The sequence below is a fragment of the Candidatus Pelagibacter sp. genome, assembly GCF_052049835.1.
Taxonomy (GTDB): Bacteria; Pseudomonadota; Alphaproteobacteria; order Pelagibacterales; family Pelagibacteraceae; genus Pelagibacter.
On the sequence record NZ_JBNGZF010000001.1, the window covers coordinates 57741 to 74097 of the forward strand.

A 16357-nucleotide genomic window follows, 5' to 3' on the forward strand; every position below is an offset into this window, starting at 1 on the left:
ATTAATTTAAAATAAATTCTGATGCTCTTTCAGCAATCATTAATGTTGGAGCATTCAGGTTTCCACTTGTAATTTCAGGCATTACAGATGCATCAACCACTCTTAAATTTTCAACACCATGAACTTTTAGTTTTTGGTCTACAACAGCCATATTATCTACACCCATTTTTAAAGTACAAGATGGGTGGTAAGCAGTTTCTGCTTTAGACCTAATGTATTCTTCAAATATCTCATTAGTTTGAGCATGTTCTCCTGGTCCAATTTCCTTTCCTGCAAAAGGCTTCAAAGATTTCTGTGCTAAAATTTTTCTCGCTACATGAATACATTCAATGGTTTGCTTTAAATCATCTTCATGTTCAAGATAATTAAATTGAATTTTTGGATAATCATAAGGGTTTGAGCTGTTTAAAGTTATATGACCTCTACTTTTTGGATGGTTGGGGCTAGCGTGTAATTGATAACCATGCCTATCTGGATCAACTAATCCATGATCAATCACGAAAGCAGGAAAAAAATGAAATTGAATATTTGGATACTCCCTTTCTGGAGATGATTTACAAAAACCTCCAGCTTCTAAAAAAGAGGTAGAGCAGGGACCACTTCTATTCAAAAACCATTGAATTCCAATTCTAACCATATTTAATTTATTTACGTATGAATATAAGGTATCTTTAGTTTTGCATTCTTGCTGAACATAAGTTTCTAAGTGATCTTGTAAGTTTTTTCCAACACCCTCTAAGTTATGAACAACACCAATTCCTTTATCTTTTAAGTGTTGGCTTGGACCAACTCCAGAAAGCATTAGTAATTGTGGTGAATTAATTGCACCCCCACTTAAAATTACTTCTTTATTTGCATAAATCTTTTCGATTTTATTTTTAATTTTTACTTCAATTCCAATTGCTTTTTTTCCATCAAAAATAATTCTTTCAACAAAAGCTTCTGTAAATACTTTTAAATTCTTTCTTTTTTTAGCAGGATTTAGATAATACTTAGATACACTTGCTCTTTCTCCCTTATGAATAGTAACATCATACATTCCAAAACCCTCTTGTTCTTTACCATTCATGTCGTTGTTTATTTTATAACCAGCCTCGCCAGCTGAGTCGACAAACGCTTTGAATAAAGGATTTTTATTTTTAGATTGGTTTACGGGCAATATTCCACTACCACCTCGATATTCATTTTCTCCCTCAGACCATGTTTCTATTTTTTTGAAGAAGGGAAGTACTTTTTCATACGACCAATCATCTAATCCAAAAGATGCCCATCTTTGGTAATCATTTGGGTTTCCTCTTACAAATACCATTCCATTATGAGCAGAACATCCACCAATCATTTTTCCTCTTGGACAAAATAATCTTCTATTATGTAAATGAGGTTCTGGTTCTGAATAATATTTGTAATTATATTTTGGATCATGCATAGTATATAAAATCGCAAGTGGCATGTTAACTTTCCAAATATCACTCGGTTTCCCAGCTTCAAATATTGCAACATTGTTTTGATTATTTTCTGACAATCGGTTTGCAAGTACACAGCCTGCACTTCCAGCACCAATTATTAAATAATCGAAATTCATATAAGTTTGGAACTTAACAACTTTTCATAGTCATGAATAGATTTCATTTTAATGTCAGTTCTTTTAGCAGCTTCATCAAATTTTCGAAGAAGAATTGATGGCTTAAAGTAAGATTTATTTTCAAATTCTTTACTCTCTTTAGCATTTAGAACTCCTCCTTGTAACTTAAGGCTAATTTTTGACGCATCTGATAAAAAATCAAAATATTTTTTGTCTCTAGCTAAATAACGTTTAGCTAAAACATGGTATTTAATTGGCTTAACAATTTTTTGTCCAAAAAATTTTTTTAGATATTGATATCCAATATTTTCATGCTCTCCGTCTAATTTATTTTTAACCAATTCATCAGGATCTTCTAAAAGAAAATGACCATAATCATGCAGCAAACATGCACAAATTAAATCATCACTACATTTAGCTTTTTCAGCAAGCATAGCAGATTGAATCATATGTTCCGACATAGTCACTTTTTCGCCAATGTACAAAGATTTGTTATTTATAAAATTTGAAATGATTTTATAAATTATTTTCATTTATTATTGTGGATGATCCCCTTCAATAGCAATACGATCCATTATTCTTTCAAAACCAAGTCCTTTATTTGGATAAAAATCAGCAATCGCATAGTGTTGAACGCTTCTATTATCCCAGATCGCAATAGCATTTTCTGTCCATTTAAATCTACAAGTAAGATCTAATCTTGCTTGATGTTCAAATAAATAATTTAATATCTCATCACTTTCTTTTTTATCCATTCCAACTATTTCTTTTGTATAGGTCCAGTTAACAAAAAGAATTTTTTTACCTGTTTCTGGATGAGTTCTTAAGATTGGATGAGTATTTGAGTATTCATTCATGTTGCCATTGCTCTCCATTGCTTTATATTTATCAAGGAAAAATCCTCCACCTCTTGATGAATGAACCGCTTTTTTATCTTTAATTTTATTTTTTATTTCATCATCTAATGTTTCCCATGCAAGTTCCATATTAGAAAATACAGTATCCCCTCCAACTGGAGGAATTTTAATTGATTTTAAAACAACTGCCTTTGTTGGTTTTTTATTGTAACTAACATCTGAATGCCAACCTTCTCCCCATTGTGTTTTTTCATCAGGTTTTTTAATTATTCTTACAATTTCAGGGAATTCACTTCGGCCTTTAACATATGCATGAGTTTCTAATGGGCCAAACTTTGCAGCTAATGCAATATGCTGTTCTGTTGTCAAAGGTTGATCTCTAAAGAAGATTACTTTGTGTTCTAACAATAAATCATTTATTTTCTTAAAATTTTCATCTGAAACATCAGTTAGATTAATTCCATTTATTTCTGCACCTAATGCCCCTGATAATAATTTTACATCAATCATTTTTTAAGTTTTCCTGTAATCATTAAATTGTTAGAATTAAATTCATTTTTATTTTCATTTATGAAGCCATCCATAATTTTAATTTTTTCATCTTCAAATTCTGTAACTTTTCTTTTACCAAGGTCAATATAAAGTGATAACATTTCAATAGTTGCTGATAATTTTTTTGATGATTTTTCAATCATTTCCATCTTGAAATGTAATCTCTTTCTATCATGATCAAAAAAGGTTAAAACAATTTCAACCTCATCTCCCTCTTTAACTTCTCCATCATATGTAGTTCGGGTTTCAACAACCATGGTACTCCTCTGAGTATCCTTTGCAGATTTTTCACCCATCTTAAATTTTTCTAGAATTATCTCCCAAGTCTGATCAAAAACTAAGACATAGTAAGCCATGTTCATATGATTATTATAATCAGTCCATTCTTTTTTGATTGTTTGGTTTGTTATGTGAAATGGCATTTTTTTATTTCCTCGTCCTTTTTATAATAGTATAAATCTTACTTAAAATGAACAACAAGGTATTCATATCATGTGCTGTGACTGGGTCAGGAGACACAGCAAGTAAGCATCCAGATTTACCAAAAACACCAGAACAAATTGCTACAGCATCAATTGAAGCTGCAAAAGCCGGAGCTGCTATTGCTCATATTCATGTCAGAGAGGAAGATGGAACTCCGAGTAGAAGACTAGAGTTATATAAAGAGGTAATCGACAGAGTTAGATCAAGTGACACAGATGTAATATTAAATCTAACAACAGGTATGGGGGGCGACCTTGACATTGGACAAGGTAAAAATCCTTTAGACTTTGGTCCCATGACTGATATGGCAAATGTAATGGAAAGAATTGCGAATGCTGAACAATTTCTCCCAGAAATTTGTACTCTGGATGCAGGTACTTTAAATTTTGGTGATAGCTCAGTAATTACAGTTAATACTCCAAATGATTTAAGAAAAGCAGCAAAGAAATTAAAAGAGATACAAGTTAAGCCAGAAATAGAAGCTTTTGATTTAGGAAACATGTGGTTTGGTGCACAATTATACAAAGAAGGGTTGTTAAGTGATCCACCAATGTTCCAAATGTGTTTAGGAATTCCATGGGGAGCACCTGCTACAACATTAGCTATGCAAGCCATGAAAGATATAATGCCTAAAGAAGGAATTTGGTCAGGGTTTGCAATTTCAAAAAATGAAATGCCATTTGTTGCTCAAACTGTTTTGATGGGAGGTAACCCAAGAGTTGGTTTAGAGGATAATTTATATTTATCTAAAGGTAAATTAGCTACTAACGCTCAATTAGTAGAAAAAGCAGTAAGAATTATAGATGAGCTCGGATACAGCCCAATGACACCAGCAGAAACTAGAGAAAAATTAAAACTTGTTAAACACAAGTAATGTCATCAATTAAAAAAGTTGCAATAATCGGAACTGGGGTAATAGGAGCAGGGTGGATTATACGTTGTTTGGCTCATAACAAAATAATATATGCATTTGATAAAGACCTTAAGTTAAAAAAAAATTTAATATCTGAAATTAAAAGAACCTGGCCGTATGTAAAAAAACTATTTAATAAAAAAAAATTAAATCTAAACAATTTTCATTTTTTTACCTCAATAGAACAAACATTAAAAGATGCAGATTTTATTCAGGAATGTGCAACTGAAAACTATTCCTTAAAAACTAAATTGATGAGCACTATTGGGAAATATGCAAAGTCTAATTCAATAATTGCTTCAAGCTCATCGGGATTGTTGCCAACGAGAATTTATTCAAAATGTAAAAATCCAGAAAGGGGAATAATTGGACATCCATTTAATCCTGTCTACTTATTACCTGCCGTAGAAATTGTTCCTGGTAAGAGAACCTCAAACAAAAATTTAAATTTAGCAAAAAAATTTTACAAATCAATTTCTATGAATCCAATAATGGTTAAAAATGAACTACCTGGATATTTGTCAGACAGATTGCAAGAAGCGTTATGGAGAGAAGGGCTACATATTATAAATGAAGGTTATGCAACGACAGAGGAATTGGATAGAGCAATTGAAGACGGTCCAGGATTAAGATGGTCTCTGATGGGTACCTTTTTGACTTTTCATCTTGCTGGAGGAAAAACCGGAATGAAACACATGTTAGAACAATTTGGTCCAGCTTTAAAATTACCATGGACCAAATTAAAAGCTCCAAAGCTATCAAAAAAATTATCTTCAAGACTTATTTCAGGAACAGCAAAGCAAGCTAAAGGCAAATCAGTTGTAATGATATCTAATATAAGAGACCAGTATTTAGTTGATATTCAAAAGTTAAGAAAGAAATACGAAAAAAAATTAAGGTAAATTAATCGTTTCTTTCAGTGTGACCATCTACAGAAATTACTTGTCCTGAAACCTTACTTGAGTCATCTGAAATTAAAAAAGCACACATCTTTCCAATATCGTCTTCAAGTATCCACTTTTTCATAGAACTCATTGAAATAAAATCCTTCTCAATTTTTTTTGATGAAACTTTTGTAAATTTTGCTTTATCCCTTATCACTCTTTTCATTCTTTCACCTTTTATTGATCCAGGGCATACAGCATTAACTCTTATATTGAATTTACCTAGTTCCATTGCCAAAGTTTTGGTAACTCCAATGATTGCCCATTTACTTGCCGCATAAGGAGATCTTAAAGGAAAACCTAATATGCCAGCAGTTGATGAAATATTTATTATGGATCCATTTTTAGACTTTTTTATCAAAGGTATAGCCTTCTTAGTAAAATAAAAATGACTATTAACATCTACTTGAATAGTTCTTTCCCAGTCTTTAGACTTTAGTTTTTCTAGCGATCCAGTTGGTCCAGCAACACCAACATTATTAATCAAAGCATCAATTTTTTTTGTTTTTTTAATTATTTTCTTAAAAAAATCTAACACTTGGCTTTCGTCAGAAGCATCGCAATTATATTTAAATAGCCTCTTATTTATAAGAGGATGTTTGTTTAACTTATTTAGGGATTTATTATCAATATCGCAGAGATAGACGTATGCTCCACGAGAAAGACAAACCTTAGCTGTTGCCAAACCTATCCCAGATGCTCCAGCAGAAATTATTATTTTTTTATTCTTTAATGATTGGTTAACCATTAATTAAGATTTTGTTAATGAAGTCTGTAATTCTTTATTTGATATGTAGCCTTTAACATTTCCAGTTTTGTCAACAACCTCACAGTTTGAATTTGAACAAACTATTTGTGGTAAAAACTCCTCTATAAACTGATCTTCGTTAACTTTAATTAAGTTTGATTTATCTATATCGTTAGCTTCATTAACATTTTTCATTATAATTTTGGCTTTAATTACTTTTGCTCTATTAACGTCTTTAACAAATGCTTTAACATAATCATCAGCTGGATTCATTATAATATCTACTGGTGTTCCAACTTGAACTAGTTTACCAGCATTTAAAATTCCAATATGATCTCCAAGTCTTAAAGATTCGTCTAGATCGTGAGTAATAAATACGATTGTTTTCTTTAATTCTGATTGAAGATCTAATAGTTGTTTTTGCATGTCACTTCTTATTAAAGGATCCAAAGCACTAAACGCTTCATCCATTAACATAATATCACTATCAGTAGCAAGCGCTCTTGCTAAACCAACCCTTTGTTGCATTCCTCCAGATAATTGATTTGGGAATTGATTTTCAAAACCTGTTAAACCAACAGCGTCAATTTTTTCCATCGCTACACTATATCTTTCCTCTTCTGCTTTACCTTGCATTTCCAATCCATAGCCTACGTTTTGTAAAACAGTTTTATGTGGGAACAAACCAAATCTTTGAAACACCATGCTCATTTTATGTCTTCTAAAATCAATTAATTGCTCTTTATTTAATGACATTACATTTGTACCCTCTACTAAAATTTCTCCATCAGTTGGGTCAATTAATCTGTTTAAATGTCTAATTAGAGTTGATTTTCCAGATCCAGACAAACCCATACAAACAAAAGTTTCACCTTCTTCAATCTTTAATGAAACATTATCAAGACCAACTGTATGACCAGTTTGTTCTAAAACTTCTTCTTTGTTCGCTCCATCCTTTACCATTGGCATTACAGATTGTGGATTACTACCGAAGATTTTATAAACATTATTAATCTCAATTTTAGACATTATTTACCTTTCTTTGTATTTGGCGCTGTTCTCTCTTGTAAAGTTTCTCCGTAAGATTGAGTTATCCTATCTAAAACTATTGCCAAAAGCACAATTGCAATCCCTGCTTCAGCTGCTCTTCCAACATTTAATTGTTGGAGACCTAGTAAAACTTCATCTCCAAGACCTCTGGTACCTATCATCGAAGCGATAACAACCATAGCTAATGCCATCATTGTACACTGATTAATTCCCTGCATAATATTCGGCAGAGCTAATGGCATTTGTACCCCCCATAGTTTTTGTTTTTTGCTTGCTCCAAATGCATCTGCAGCTTCAATAACCTCAGTATCTACCAATCTTATACCTAAATCGGTAAGTCTTACTAATGGAGGTACTGCATATATAAATGTAGCTATAATTGCTGGAACTGCACCTAAGCCAAATAACATAATACCTGGAATTAAATAACAAAAACTAGGAATAGTTTGCATTAAATCTAAAACTGGCAATATCACGTTTCTTGTTCTTGCACTTCTCGCCATCGCTATTCCCAACGGAATTCCTGCAACCACACAAAGAAATATTCCAATTAACATTATTGCAGTTGTTTCAATTGCTTTTTGCCAAAATATTGGATGAAGAAAACCTATAAAAAAAGTACAAAATCCTACAAATACAGTTGTTCCAATTTTTCTACCACTTGCAAAATAAGTTAGAACTACAACACCTAGTATTACCAATGGCCATGGTGCTTGAATTAAAAAGTTTTTCACAAGCATCAACATATACAGAAGAACATTATTGATAGCTTCAAATATGTATCCATACTTTTCATTAAGTGTTTTGAAACCAGAATTGATCCAATTCATTAATGGTAAATCTAACCATTTTGGCCACTTACCTCCTAACCAAGAAAAATCATTTAATAATTCTCCAATATTTTCTGGTTTTCTTTTTGATTGAGAATAACTAGTAACTAATAACCAAACAAAAACAACTAACAAACCAATATTAAAAAATATTTTTTTATTTTTCTTTAATGTTTCCATATTTTATTTTTTACTTAAAGAAAGAGCCCCATAGGGGGGCTCTCTCTTAATATATTTTTAGTGATTATAATGCTGCTGAAACTTTTTTAGCAACATCAGCTGGTACCCAGTCTTTCCACATAGTTTCTGTTTTTAAGAACTCTATTGCAGTAGCTTCCATATCACCACCTGACTCATCTTCATAGAACGCTAACATTTTGTTAACAGTAGCAGTTGGAATTGTATATTTTCCAATAAACTCATTTTCTTTTGGATGAGCTTTTGCCCAAGTTGCAAGAACTGACTTAGTTAAAGCCATATCTCTGTACTCACTTGCGCAAGAAGGTTTATAAGCATCAGGGCCATTCGCTTTAATATCCTCTACAACCGCAGACATTGCATCCCAGCATGCTTGATCAAATTTAGGTTCCTTTAATCTTACAAGATCAACTTTGCCCATTAAACCAGTTGGTGCCCAGTAATATGTAAAAATAGGTTTTTTCTTAGCAAACGCACCTGCTATAGCAGCATCTAATGCTCCACCAGAACCCGGATCAAAATTTGTATAGTATTTATCTAAACCATACTCTTTTTGTTTTACTAAGTTTACAGTGTAACAAGTCCAACCTGATATACAGCTTGTCATTCTTCCTTTTGAAGGATCTTCTGGATCTTTAAATAGCGCAGCTATTTTTGGATCTTTCATATCTTCTACTGATTTTAAATTGTACTTATCAGCTGTTGCTTTATCCACATAGAATGCTTGCTGAGAGTCTGGTGTGTTTGTTCCCATATGGATAATTGTACCTGCCTCTTCGTGAGGTTTGTAATTACCAATGATGTTGTCGTACCAAACTTCAGTTATAACATCTAATTGACCGTCGTAGTGAGCAGCCATAATTGGAGTCGTACTACCTTTAGTTACAGAAACTTCACAACCATACCCTTTTTCAAGAATGAAGGTAGTTATTGCTGTGTGAATATTAGCACTACTCCAGTCAAAATCTCCCAATCTAGCCTTACAATCACTTGCATTAGCATTACCAACAACTAAAGATGATAGAAGGAAAATCGAGATAGTTAATCTTTTTAAAAACTTCATTAAATTATCTCCTTAAGGTTAAGTTTTAATTCAAAGATTTAATAATGAATAAAGAAAAAAAACAAGCCTTGAATCTATAATACAACCCATAATTGAGTTGATTTGGATATCCATTTATATAAAGATTAAGTGTGAGTGCAATTTCTAAACTTGAAAAAAATTCTACTTATTTAAAAGTTATTTGGAGTGATGGCGAAGAAAGCAAATTCAATTATCTTTGGTTGAGAGATAATTGTCCAACTGCTCATGATAAAGACTCAAGACATCGAATGTTTAATATCTTGAATGTATCACAAAATATTAATCCAAAAAAATATTCTCTAAGTGCAGACGGAAAATTAGAGATTGAATGGAGTGAAGGAGATCATACAAGTTATTATGACCCTAAATGGCTAAGAGAAAATTGTTATACTTTAAAACACAAACAAAAGTATATTTCTCCCTATAAACTTTGGGACAGTTCACTTGAAAAAAATTTAGAGTCTATTCAAATCGATCATGACGAAATTATAAGTTCTGATGAGGGATTAATTAAATGGTTGGAACTTTTGCATCATACAGGAATAGCTATTGTAAAGAATTCACCAGTTGAAAAAAATTCAGGATTAAATGTATTAAACCGAATAAGTCATACTCGTGAAACATTTTTTAAAACACCTTTTGAAGTAATTAACATTCCAAAACCAAATAATTCGGCCTACACAGCTCATGCATTGAGAAATCATATGGATTTACCTTGGTTTGAAAATCCTCCAGGATATCAATTTCTACATTGTTTAATAAATTCAGCGAAGGGTGGCGACTCATCAGCTGTAGATGCTTTTGCAGTGGCAGACTTTTTAAGAAAAAATGAAAAAGAGACTTTTGATATTTTAGTTAATACTCCACTGAAATTCAGAGATAAAGATTACACCCAAGAAGCAATTAGAAGTGTTCATGGAACAGCAATCTCACTTACAAAAGATGGAGATTATAATGATATTCGTTACAGTATTGCAACTTTAGATGCACTAGATTGTCATCCAGATGTAATGGACTCAGTTTATAAAGCACATCATCGATTTGGTAATCTATTACATGACAGTAAATTTCAAATTAATTTTAGATTAGAACCAGGTGATATTTTTTCATTTAATAACAGAAGACTTCTTCATGGCAGAACAGAATTTGATCCAAACTCAGGACACAGGCACCTTCAAGGTTATTATATGGATAGGGACGAAATAATTGGAAGATTAAATTATCTTAAGCAACAATTATAAGTTTTCGAATATAAGATTATTTTTTTTATATTTTTTGAATTCAGAATTATTTTTAATTGTATAAAAATATTTTTTAATCTTTAGTTCCCGAATTTTTTTATTTTTGATGTATGATTTATCAAGAATTAAGCAATCTATATTTTTAATTATTGATTTTTTTACTATTGATTTCACAGTGGTTGGTGGTGAAAAAGATAAACCCACTTTTGTTTTCTTATTTAGTTTTATAAGATTAAAAATATTTTGATGTTTAAACGAAATAAATACACATTTTGAATATTTAGATGTTTCATTAATTAGTTTTTTAAGCAATTTTGTTGAAAATTTGGGCTTAATTTCAATAAATAAATAGAATTTATTTTTTGATATCTTTAATAAATCTTGGAGTAGGGGAATTGGTTTATTTTGTTTGAGACTTATTTCTTTTAACTTTTGATAATTTAAGTTCCTAACACTTTGTTTTTTTTTGAAAATCCTTGTTAAAGTAAAGTCGTGATAACAGACAAATTTATTATCTTTAGTTGCGTGTATATCGGTTTCTATTCCAAATCCTTTTTTAAATGATTGTTTAAATGAATTTAAAAGGTTTTCTTTATATTTTTTGTTTACAATCCCACGATGGATTAAATGCATAAATTTTTATTTCCATCCGGTAACAGTTTTAACTTCTAGATACTCATCAAGACCCCAAACACCGCCCTCTCTACCATTTCCTGATTGTCTGTACCCTCCAAAAGGGGTTCCAGCATCAGCTGCATTGCCATTAATATAAACACAACCAGATCTTAATTTTTTAGCAACTCTATGTGCTTTTTCTATATCTTCTGTCTGTAAATAATTCCCCAAACCATAACAAGTATCATTAACAATGTTTACTGCTTCATCTTCGGTTTCAAACGGAATAATAGAAAGGACAGGACCAAAGATTTCTTCTTTAGCTATTCTCATGTCGTTTGTAACATTTGTAAAAATCGTTGGTTTTATAAAATAACCTTTATTTAATCCGTTAGGTAAATCTGGACCACCGGCTGCTAACGTTGCACCTTCGGAAATTCCGCTTTCAATTAAGTTGATGATCTTGTCATATTGAGTTTTAGATATTACAGGTCCTATGTGATCCCCTTTCTTTGAGGCTTGATCTACATTAATTTTATTTGCTTCATCAACTGCTTCCTCAACTGCTCTTTTGTAAATAGATTTTTCAACTAACATTCTTGTTGGTGCATCACAAGATTGACCAGAATTACTCATAACATTTCTTATGCCATCTCGAACAGCATTTTTGTAACTATCTGCGAAAACTATGTTTCCACCTTTGCCTCCAAGTTCTAAACAAACTCTTTTAATTGTTTCTGCTGCATTTTTTGAAATAAGTCTTCCAGCACGAGTTGATCCTGTAAAAGAAACCATATCAATATCAGGATGACTTGATATTTGTGTTCCAACACCTGCGCCATCACCATTTACTAAATTAAACACACCATCAGGAAATCCAACTTCATCAATCATTTCAGCAAACAACATCCCAGAGATAGGAGCTATTTCAGATGGTTTAAGTATCATCGTACACCCAGTTGCAAATGCAGGTACTACCTTAAGAGCTATTTGGTTTATAGGCCAATTCCATGGAGTAATTAATCCACATACTCCAATTGGTTCATAACAAATATGGTTGTTTGATTTTTGATCAAAGTGTTCATCAAAATTAAACTCTTTTAATCTTAAAATAAAATCTTCTAAATGTGCTTGTCCTGATCCAGTTTGAACATCAGTAGCCCAATCCATTGGAGCTCCCATTTCTAGCGAAATAGCTTCTGCCATTTCTCCAAATCTTTTTTTATAAACTACTAATAATTTTTCCAGCAAATCCAATCTTTCTTCTTTGCTAGTTTCTTTCCAGGTTTCAAATGCAGTTTTTGCAGCTTTAACTGCGTTATCAGTGTCTTTTTTTGAACCTAATGAAATAATTGCACAAGGATCTTCATTACAAGGATTGATTACCTCAAAATCATTTTTTTTTACTGGGTCAACCCATTTACCGTTTATGTAAAATTTTCTTTTATCTAACATTTTTTAATCTTAACATATTAATTAAATTTCATACCCTTTTTCTTCTGGTTCATTATCCACAAGCTCATCAGGAAAACCTTTGGCTCTAAAATCAATTTTATTTAAATCTTCCATTCTTTTTACAATCATTGATGACCATGCTCTTGAACCATATTTTTTTTGTCCATCTTTAAATATTTCAACCATCTTTGGAGAAATTTCTAAAGGAGCATTTAATTTCTTTGCTAGATTATCGAATAACCCAGTATCTTTTAGAACAAGATCCATTGTGAAATTAATATTATAAGAACCATTTAAAATAACCTGACTTTCTGTTTCATGAACAAATGAGTTCCCAGATGAAACTGCAATACCCTTAAATGTTTTAGCAAGATCTAAATTTGATTTTTTTGCAACTGTCCACGCTTCCCCTAAAGCTACTAAATGAACTGATGCTAAATAATTTGTTATGACTTTAAGAACTGAAGCACTACCTAGTTCACCAGTATGTAATACTTTTCTACCCATTACAGTTAAGGCTGGTAAAATTTTTTCAAAAGCTTTTCTGTCTCCTCCTACAAATATAGCAATATTACCTGTGGCCGCTCTATGACATCCTCCACTAACTGGACCATCTAGTGGAATAGCTTTTTTTGATATCACCTTTTTTCCAAGTCTTTTAACTTCATCTTCATCTGTTGTACTCATTTCTAACCAAATCTTATTTTCTGATAAACCATTTAGAATTCCATCTTCATTTTCCATAACCTCTGCAGAAACTTCAGGTGAAGGAAGTGAAGTAATAATTAGATCAGTTTGTTCTGCCAATTCTTTAGGAGAATTTGCAACCTTAGCACCTAGCTTTTTAAATTCATTGATTAAACTTTCATCTATTTCTCTAACAGTAACATCAAAATTATTTCTTATTAAACTTCCAGCTAGTTTACCGCCTACATTCCCTAAACCAATAAAACCTATTTTCATTTTATTTCCTCTTCTTTATTATTTTTTGTAAATACAATTAAAATCACACCTACTATTATTATTGCACCACCTATAAATAATTCTGGAGTTGGTTTTTCTCCTAAAAGAAAAATTGCAGCCAACAATCCTGTTGGTGGAATCCCCATAGTAACAATAGGAAGAACTTTATAAAGTGGGTTGTTTTTTAAAACATAATAGAAACAACCGTAAGTTATTGGTTGCATGATGAAACCAATATAAATTGCTATGATCCAGTGATCAACTTTGGCATTCGTTAAATAATTAATTGTATTTCCATCTATTATTGATGAAAGCATTACTAAAATTGGTCCAGAGAATAATGCCAACCATGCAACTAAAGCTAAAGGATTTATTTCTTTACTTAAAGGTTTAACCATAACTTGTCCAAGAGCCCATACGGCAGAGCCTAAAATCGTAAGTCCAATTCCAATAAATTTTCCATCCAAGTTAGGAGAACCAGTTAAAATATAAACACCTACAAAGGCGATTGTTATTCCTATCAAAGCTCTAATAGTTGGTTTTTCTCTCAATATGAAGTAGGCAAAAATAACTCCAAACGGAACTTCTGTTTGGACCAAAAGAACAGCAGCAGATGCATCAATCAGGTCTAATCCAGTATAAGTAATACTATATTGCAAAGTGTTAGCCACTAATGATGCAGCAAATATTCTTTTTAAATATCCTTTTGGTATTGGAAACCACCAAATTAATAATGATGCAGCAAATGTAAATCTTATGCCCATTAAAAGTATAGGCGGGAAAGATTCAAAAGCAGGTTTTGCAATTACAAAACCGAAGCCTAAAAATATAGGCACCAAGGAGGCTACAAAAGTATCTTTTATATTCATGCCTATTTTAATATTAATGATTATTAAAGAACTTGTGATATATTCACTTTTTAAAATATGAATTCAACAAAAATAGATCCAAAGTTTATTGGCCAAGCCAATCCAAGAGTTGGCTTAATTGCTCTTGCAAGTGACTTTATGATTGAAAAAGATTTCATTAATGTGATTAAAAATAGAAAAATTGATTTCTTTGTAAATCGTATTGAGTGCTACAACCCTCTCACGAAAGAAAACCTCATTAAAATGTCTAATAAAATCACCGAGGTTACAAAAGATATTCTGCCAGATCAAGATTTGGATTGTGTAGTTTATGGATGTACTTCGGGGACTATTGCAGCTGGTCATGGCTCAATAGAAAAAAAAGTCAAAGTCGCAAAGCCTATGGCAGAAGTTTCAACTCCTAGCACCGCAGCTATTAAAGCTTTAAAGAAATTAAATATTGAGAAAGTTTCAATTTTTACACCATATAGCAAAAAATTAAATGATGATGTTTTAGATTATTTTAAAAGCGAAGGTTTTGAAGTTACTTCAAATTCATATTTTGATATTCAAGATGATTATGACATTGGAAAAGTCGATCAAAATTATTTATATGAAGTATTATCAAAAATAGACTTGAATGGAGCAGATGCTTTATTTGTTTCATGCACTGCTTTACCAGTTCTAGAAATTATTGATAAATTAGAAAAAAAATTAAATACAATAGTTTTATCTAGTAATCAGGCTTTAATTTGGGATACCCTTGTAAAAATTAAAAAAAATAATTCAGTTGAAGGGTTTGGAAAATTATTCCAAGTAAATTGATGTCATTTAGTAAAGAAGAATACAAACAAAGATTAAAAAAAGTTCAAAAAATGATGCAGGAAAAAGGCATCGAACTTTTAATTTCACATGATACTAATAATATGAATTATTTAACAGGTTATGATGCCTGGTCCTTTTATTATGCTCAATGTGCTATTATTCATATAGATGCGGATGAACCTTTATGTTTTGTAAGAGCACAGGATGCTGGTGGTGCGTATATTACAACTTACTTAAAAAAAGAAAGTGTTATTGTTTACGATGAAAATTACATTCATAAATGGCCGAAACATCCTTATGATTATTTAGTTGAAATAATTAAAGAGAGAAAGTGGGACAAACTAAATATAGGTGTTGAAATGGATGCCCATTATTTTACTGCATTCTGTTATGAAAAAATTATACAGGGATTACCAAACGCACAAATAAAGGATAGTGATCGTTTAGTTAATTGGGCAAGGTTGGTTAAATCTGATGCTGAAATTAGTTTTATGAAATCTGCTGCAAAAATATCAGAAAAAGGAATGAAAACTGCAATGGAAGTAATTAAACCAGGTGTTAGACAGTGTGATGCTGTAGGTGAAATTCAAAAAACATTATTTTATGGTACAGAGGAATTTGGTGGAGAATATTCTAGCATTGCAACTTTACTTCCTACAGGAAAAGGAACTTCAGCTTCACATTTAACAGCAACTCAAGACAAATTTGTAGAAGGAGAGGCTACAATTATTGAATTATCTGGTGTTTATAAGAGATATCATGCTCCAATGGCTAGAACAGTTCTGCTAGGAAAACCTAATCAATTAAAGATTGATACAATGAATAAAACTATCGAAGCACTGAATGCTGGAATTAGTGCAATCAAACCTGGAAATACAGCAGATGATGTGGCCCAAGCTTTTTGGAAAATTCTAGATAAGTATGGAATAGAAAAAAAATCTAGAACAGGCTATTCGATTGGAATTGGTTATCCTCCTGATTGGGGCGAGCATACACTCAATATTTATAAAGGAGACATGACGGTTCTTGAGCCCAATGTTTGTTTTCATATGATAGCTGTAATGCAGTTTGGAGACTGGGGGGTTGAAGCTTCAGAGGCTATTAGAGTTACTGAGAATGGATCAGAATTATTTTGCAATTTTCCAAAAGAGCTTCATATAAAGAGTTAA

At 31.7% G+C, this 16357-nt stretch carries 17 protein-coding genes; 5 read left to right on the forward strand and 12 right to left on the reverse strand.

Annotated features, from left to right (window positions below):
- Position 1 precedes the first annotated feature (1 nt).
- Genes ACTT9R_RS00295 through ACTT9R_RS00310 form a run of 4 tightly spaced genes read right to left on the reverse strand, consistent with a single transcriptional unit; the run spans position 2 to position 3413 of the window.
- On the reverse strand, positions 2-1582 hold the full coding sequence (locus ACTT9R_RS00295) for a choline dehydrogenase (RefSeq protein ID WP_440926088.1): 1581 nt from the start codon (positions 1580-1582) through the stop codon (positions 2-4).
- Complete coding sequence (locus ACTT9R_RS00300; RefSeq protein WP_440926089.1) at positions 1579-2115, reverse strand: HD domain-containing protein; 537 nt, start codon at positions 2113-2115, stop codon at positions 1579-1581. The genes ACTT9R_RS00295 and ACTT9R_RS00300 overlap by 4 nt, the downstream gene beginning before the upstream one ends.
- 3 nt (positions 2116-2118) lie before the next feature.
- Positions 2119-2949, reverse strand: a complete 831-nt coding sequence (locus ACTT9R_RS00305; protein WP_440926090.1) for a TauD/TfdA dioxygenase family protein — start codon at positions 2947-2949, stop codon at positions 2119-2121.
- Entirely contained in the window at positions 2946-3413 is a 468-nt protein-coding gene (locus ACTT9R_RS00310; RefSeq protein ID WP_440926091.1) for a thioesterase family protein, read from the reverse strand. The genes ACTT9R_RS00305 and ACTT9R_RS00310 overlap by 4 nt, the downstream gene beginning before the upstream one ends.
- 47 nt (positions 3414-3460) lie before the next feature.
- On the opposite strand from ACTT9R_RS00310, the gene ACTT9R_RS00315 reads away from it, so the two are divergent.
- The gene (locus tag ACTT9R_RS00315) at positions 3461-4348 is read left to right on the forward strand and encodes a 3-keto-5-aminohexanoate cleavage protein (RefSeq protein WP_440926092.1); all 888 of its coding nucleotides are present in this window, start codon (positions 3461-3463) and stop codon (positions 4346-4348) included.
- On the forward strand, positions 4348-5289 hold the full coding sequence (locus tag ACTT9R_RS00320) for a 3-hydroxyacyl-CoA dehydrogenase NAD-binding domain-containing protein (protein ID WP_440926093.1): 942 nt from the start codon (positions 4348-4350) through the stop codon (positions 5287-5289). The genes ACTT9R_RS00315 and ACTT9R_RS00320 overlap by 1 nt, the downstream gene beginning before the upstream one ends.
- Before the next feature lies 1 nt (position 5290).
- Here ACTT9R_RS00320 and ACTT9R_RS00325 read toward each other — a convergent pair whose 3' ends face one another.
- The 4 genes from ACTT9R_RS00325 to ACTT9R_RS00340 all read right to left on the reverse strand — a co-directional run bounded on the left by ACTT9R_RS00325 (position 5291) and on the right by ACTT9R_RS00340 (position 9220).
- Entirely contained in the window at positions 5291-6079 is a 789-nt protein-coding gene (locus ACTT9R_RS00325) for an SDR family oxidoreductase (RefSeq protein WP_440926094.1), read from the reverse strand.
- A gap of 3 nt (positions 6080-6082) precedes the next feature.
- Positions 6083-7108: a quaternary amine ABC transporter ATP-binding protein gene (locus ACTT9R_RS00330; RefSeq protein ID WP_440926095.1), complete on the reverse strand. Its 1026-nt coding sequence runs from the start codon at positions 7106-7108 to the stop codon at positions 6083-6085.
- Positions 7108-7959 carry an ABC transporter permease gene (locus tag ACTT9R_RS00335; RefSeq protein WP_425304140.1) on the reverse strand — a complete coding sequence of 284 codons (852 nt, stop codon included), beginning with the start codon at positions 7957-7959 and terminating at the stop codon, positions 7108-7110. Before ACTT9R_RS00335 ends, ACTT9R_RS00330 begins: the two co-directional genes overlap by 1 nt.
- Before the next feature lie 244 nt (positions 7960-8203).
- On the reverse strand, positions 8204-9220 hold the full coding sequence (locus ACTT9R_RS00340) for a glycine betaine ABC transporter substrate-binding protein (protein ID WP_440926096.1): 1017 nt from the start codon (positions 9218-9220) through the stop codon (positions 8204-8206).
- Between the two features lie 131 nt (positions 9221-9351).
- Between ACTT9R_RS00340 and ACTT9R_RS00345 the strand changes: the two genes are divergently transcribed.
- Complete coding sequence (locus tag ACTT9R_RS00345; RefSeq protein WP_440926097.1) at positions 9352-10482, forward strand: TauD/TfdA family dioxygenase; 1131 nt, start codon at positions 9352-9354, stop codon at positions 10480-10482.
- Here the strand turns inward: ACTT9R_RS00345 and ACTT9R_RS00350 are convergent.
- From ACTT9R_RS00350 to ACTT9R_RS00365, 4 genes are read right to left on the reverse strand one after another with little or no spacing between them, the layout of a single operon-like run.
- Positions 10477-11115 (reverse strand): glycerophosphodiester phosphodiesterase, encoded by a 639-nt coding sequence (locus ACTT9R_RS00350; protein ID WP_440926098.1) that lies wholly within the window; start codon positions 11113-11115, stop codon positions 10477-10479. The two genes, ACTT9R_RS00345 and ACTT9R_RS00350, sit on opposite strands and share 6 nt — an antisense overlap.
- A gap of 6 nt (positions 11116-11121) precedes the next feature.
- The gene (locus tag ACTT9R_RS00355; protein ID WP_440926099.1) at positions 11122-12552 is read right to left on the reverse strand and encodes an aldehyde dehydrogenase family protein; all 1431 of its coding nucleotides are present in this window, start codon (positions 12550-12552) and stop codon (positions 11122-11124) included.
- 21 nt (positions 12553-12573) lie between these two features.
- Positions 12574-13515 carry an NAD(P)-dependent oxidoreductase gene (locus ACTT9R_RS00360; protein WP_440926100.1) on the reverse strand — a complete coding sequence of 314 codons (942 nt, stop codon included), beginning with the start codon at positions 13513-13515 and terminating at the stop codon, positions 12574-12576.
- Positions 13512-14384 (reverse strand): DMT family transporter, encoded by an 873-nt coding sequence (locus ACTT9R_RS00365; protein ID WP_440926101.1) that lies wholly within the window; start codon positions 14382-14384, stop codon positions 13512-13514. The genes ACTT9R_RS00360 and ACTT9R_RS00365 overlap by 4 nt, the downstream gene beginning before the upstream one ends.
- Positions 14385-14441: 57 nt before the next feature.
- Between ACTT9R_RS00365 and ACTT9R_RS00370 the strand changes: the two genes are divergently transcribed.
- Both ACTT9R_RS00370 and ACTT9R_RS00375 read left to right on the forward strand, forming a co-directional pair.
- Positions 14442-15188, forward strand: a complete 747-nt coding sequence (locus ACTT9R_RS00370; protein ID WP_440926102.1) for a maleate cis-trans isomerase family protein — start codon at positions 14442-14444, stop codon at positions 15186-15188.
- A complete protein-coding gene (locus ACTT9R_RS00375) occupies positions 15188-16357 on the forward strand; it encodes a M24 family metallopeptidase (RefSeq protein ID WP_440926103.1) in 1170 nt (389 codons plus the stop codon). Before ACTT9R_RS00370 ends, ACTT9R_RS00375 begins: the two co-directional genes overlap by 1 nt.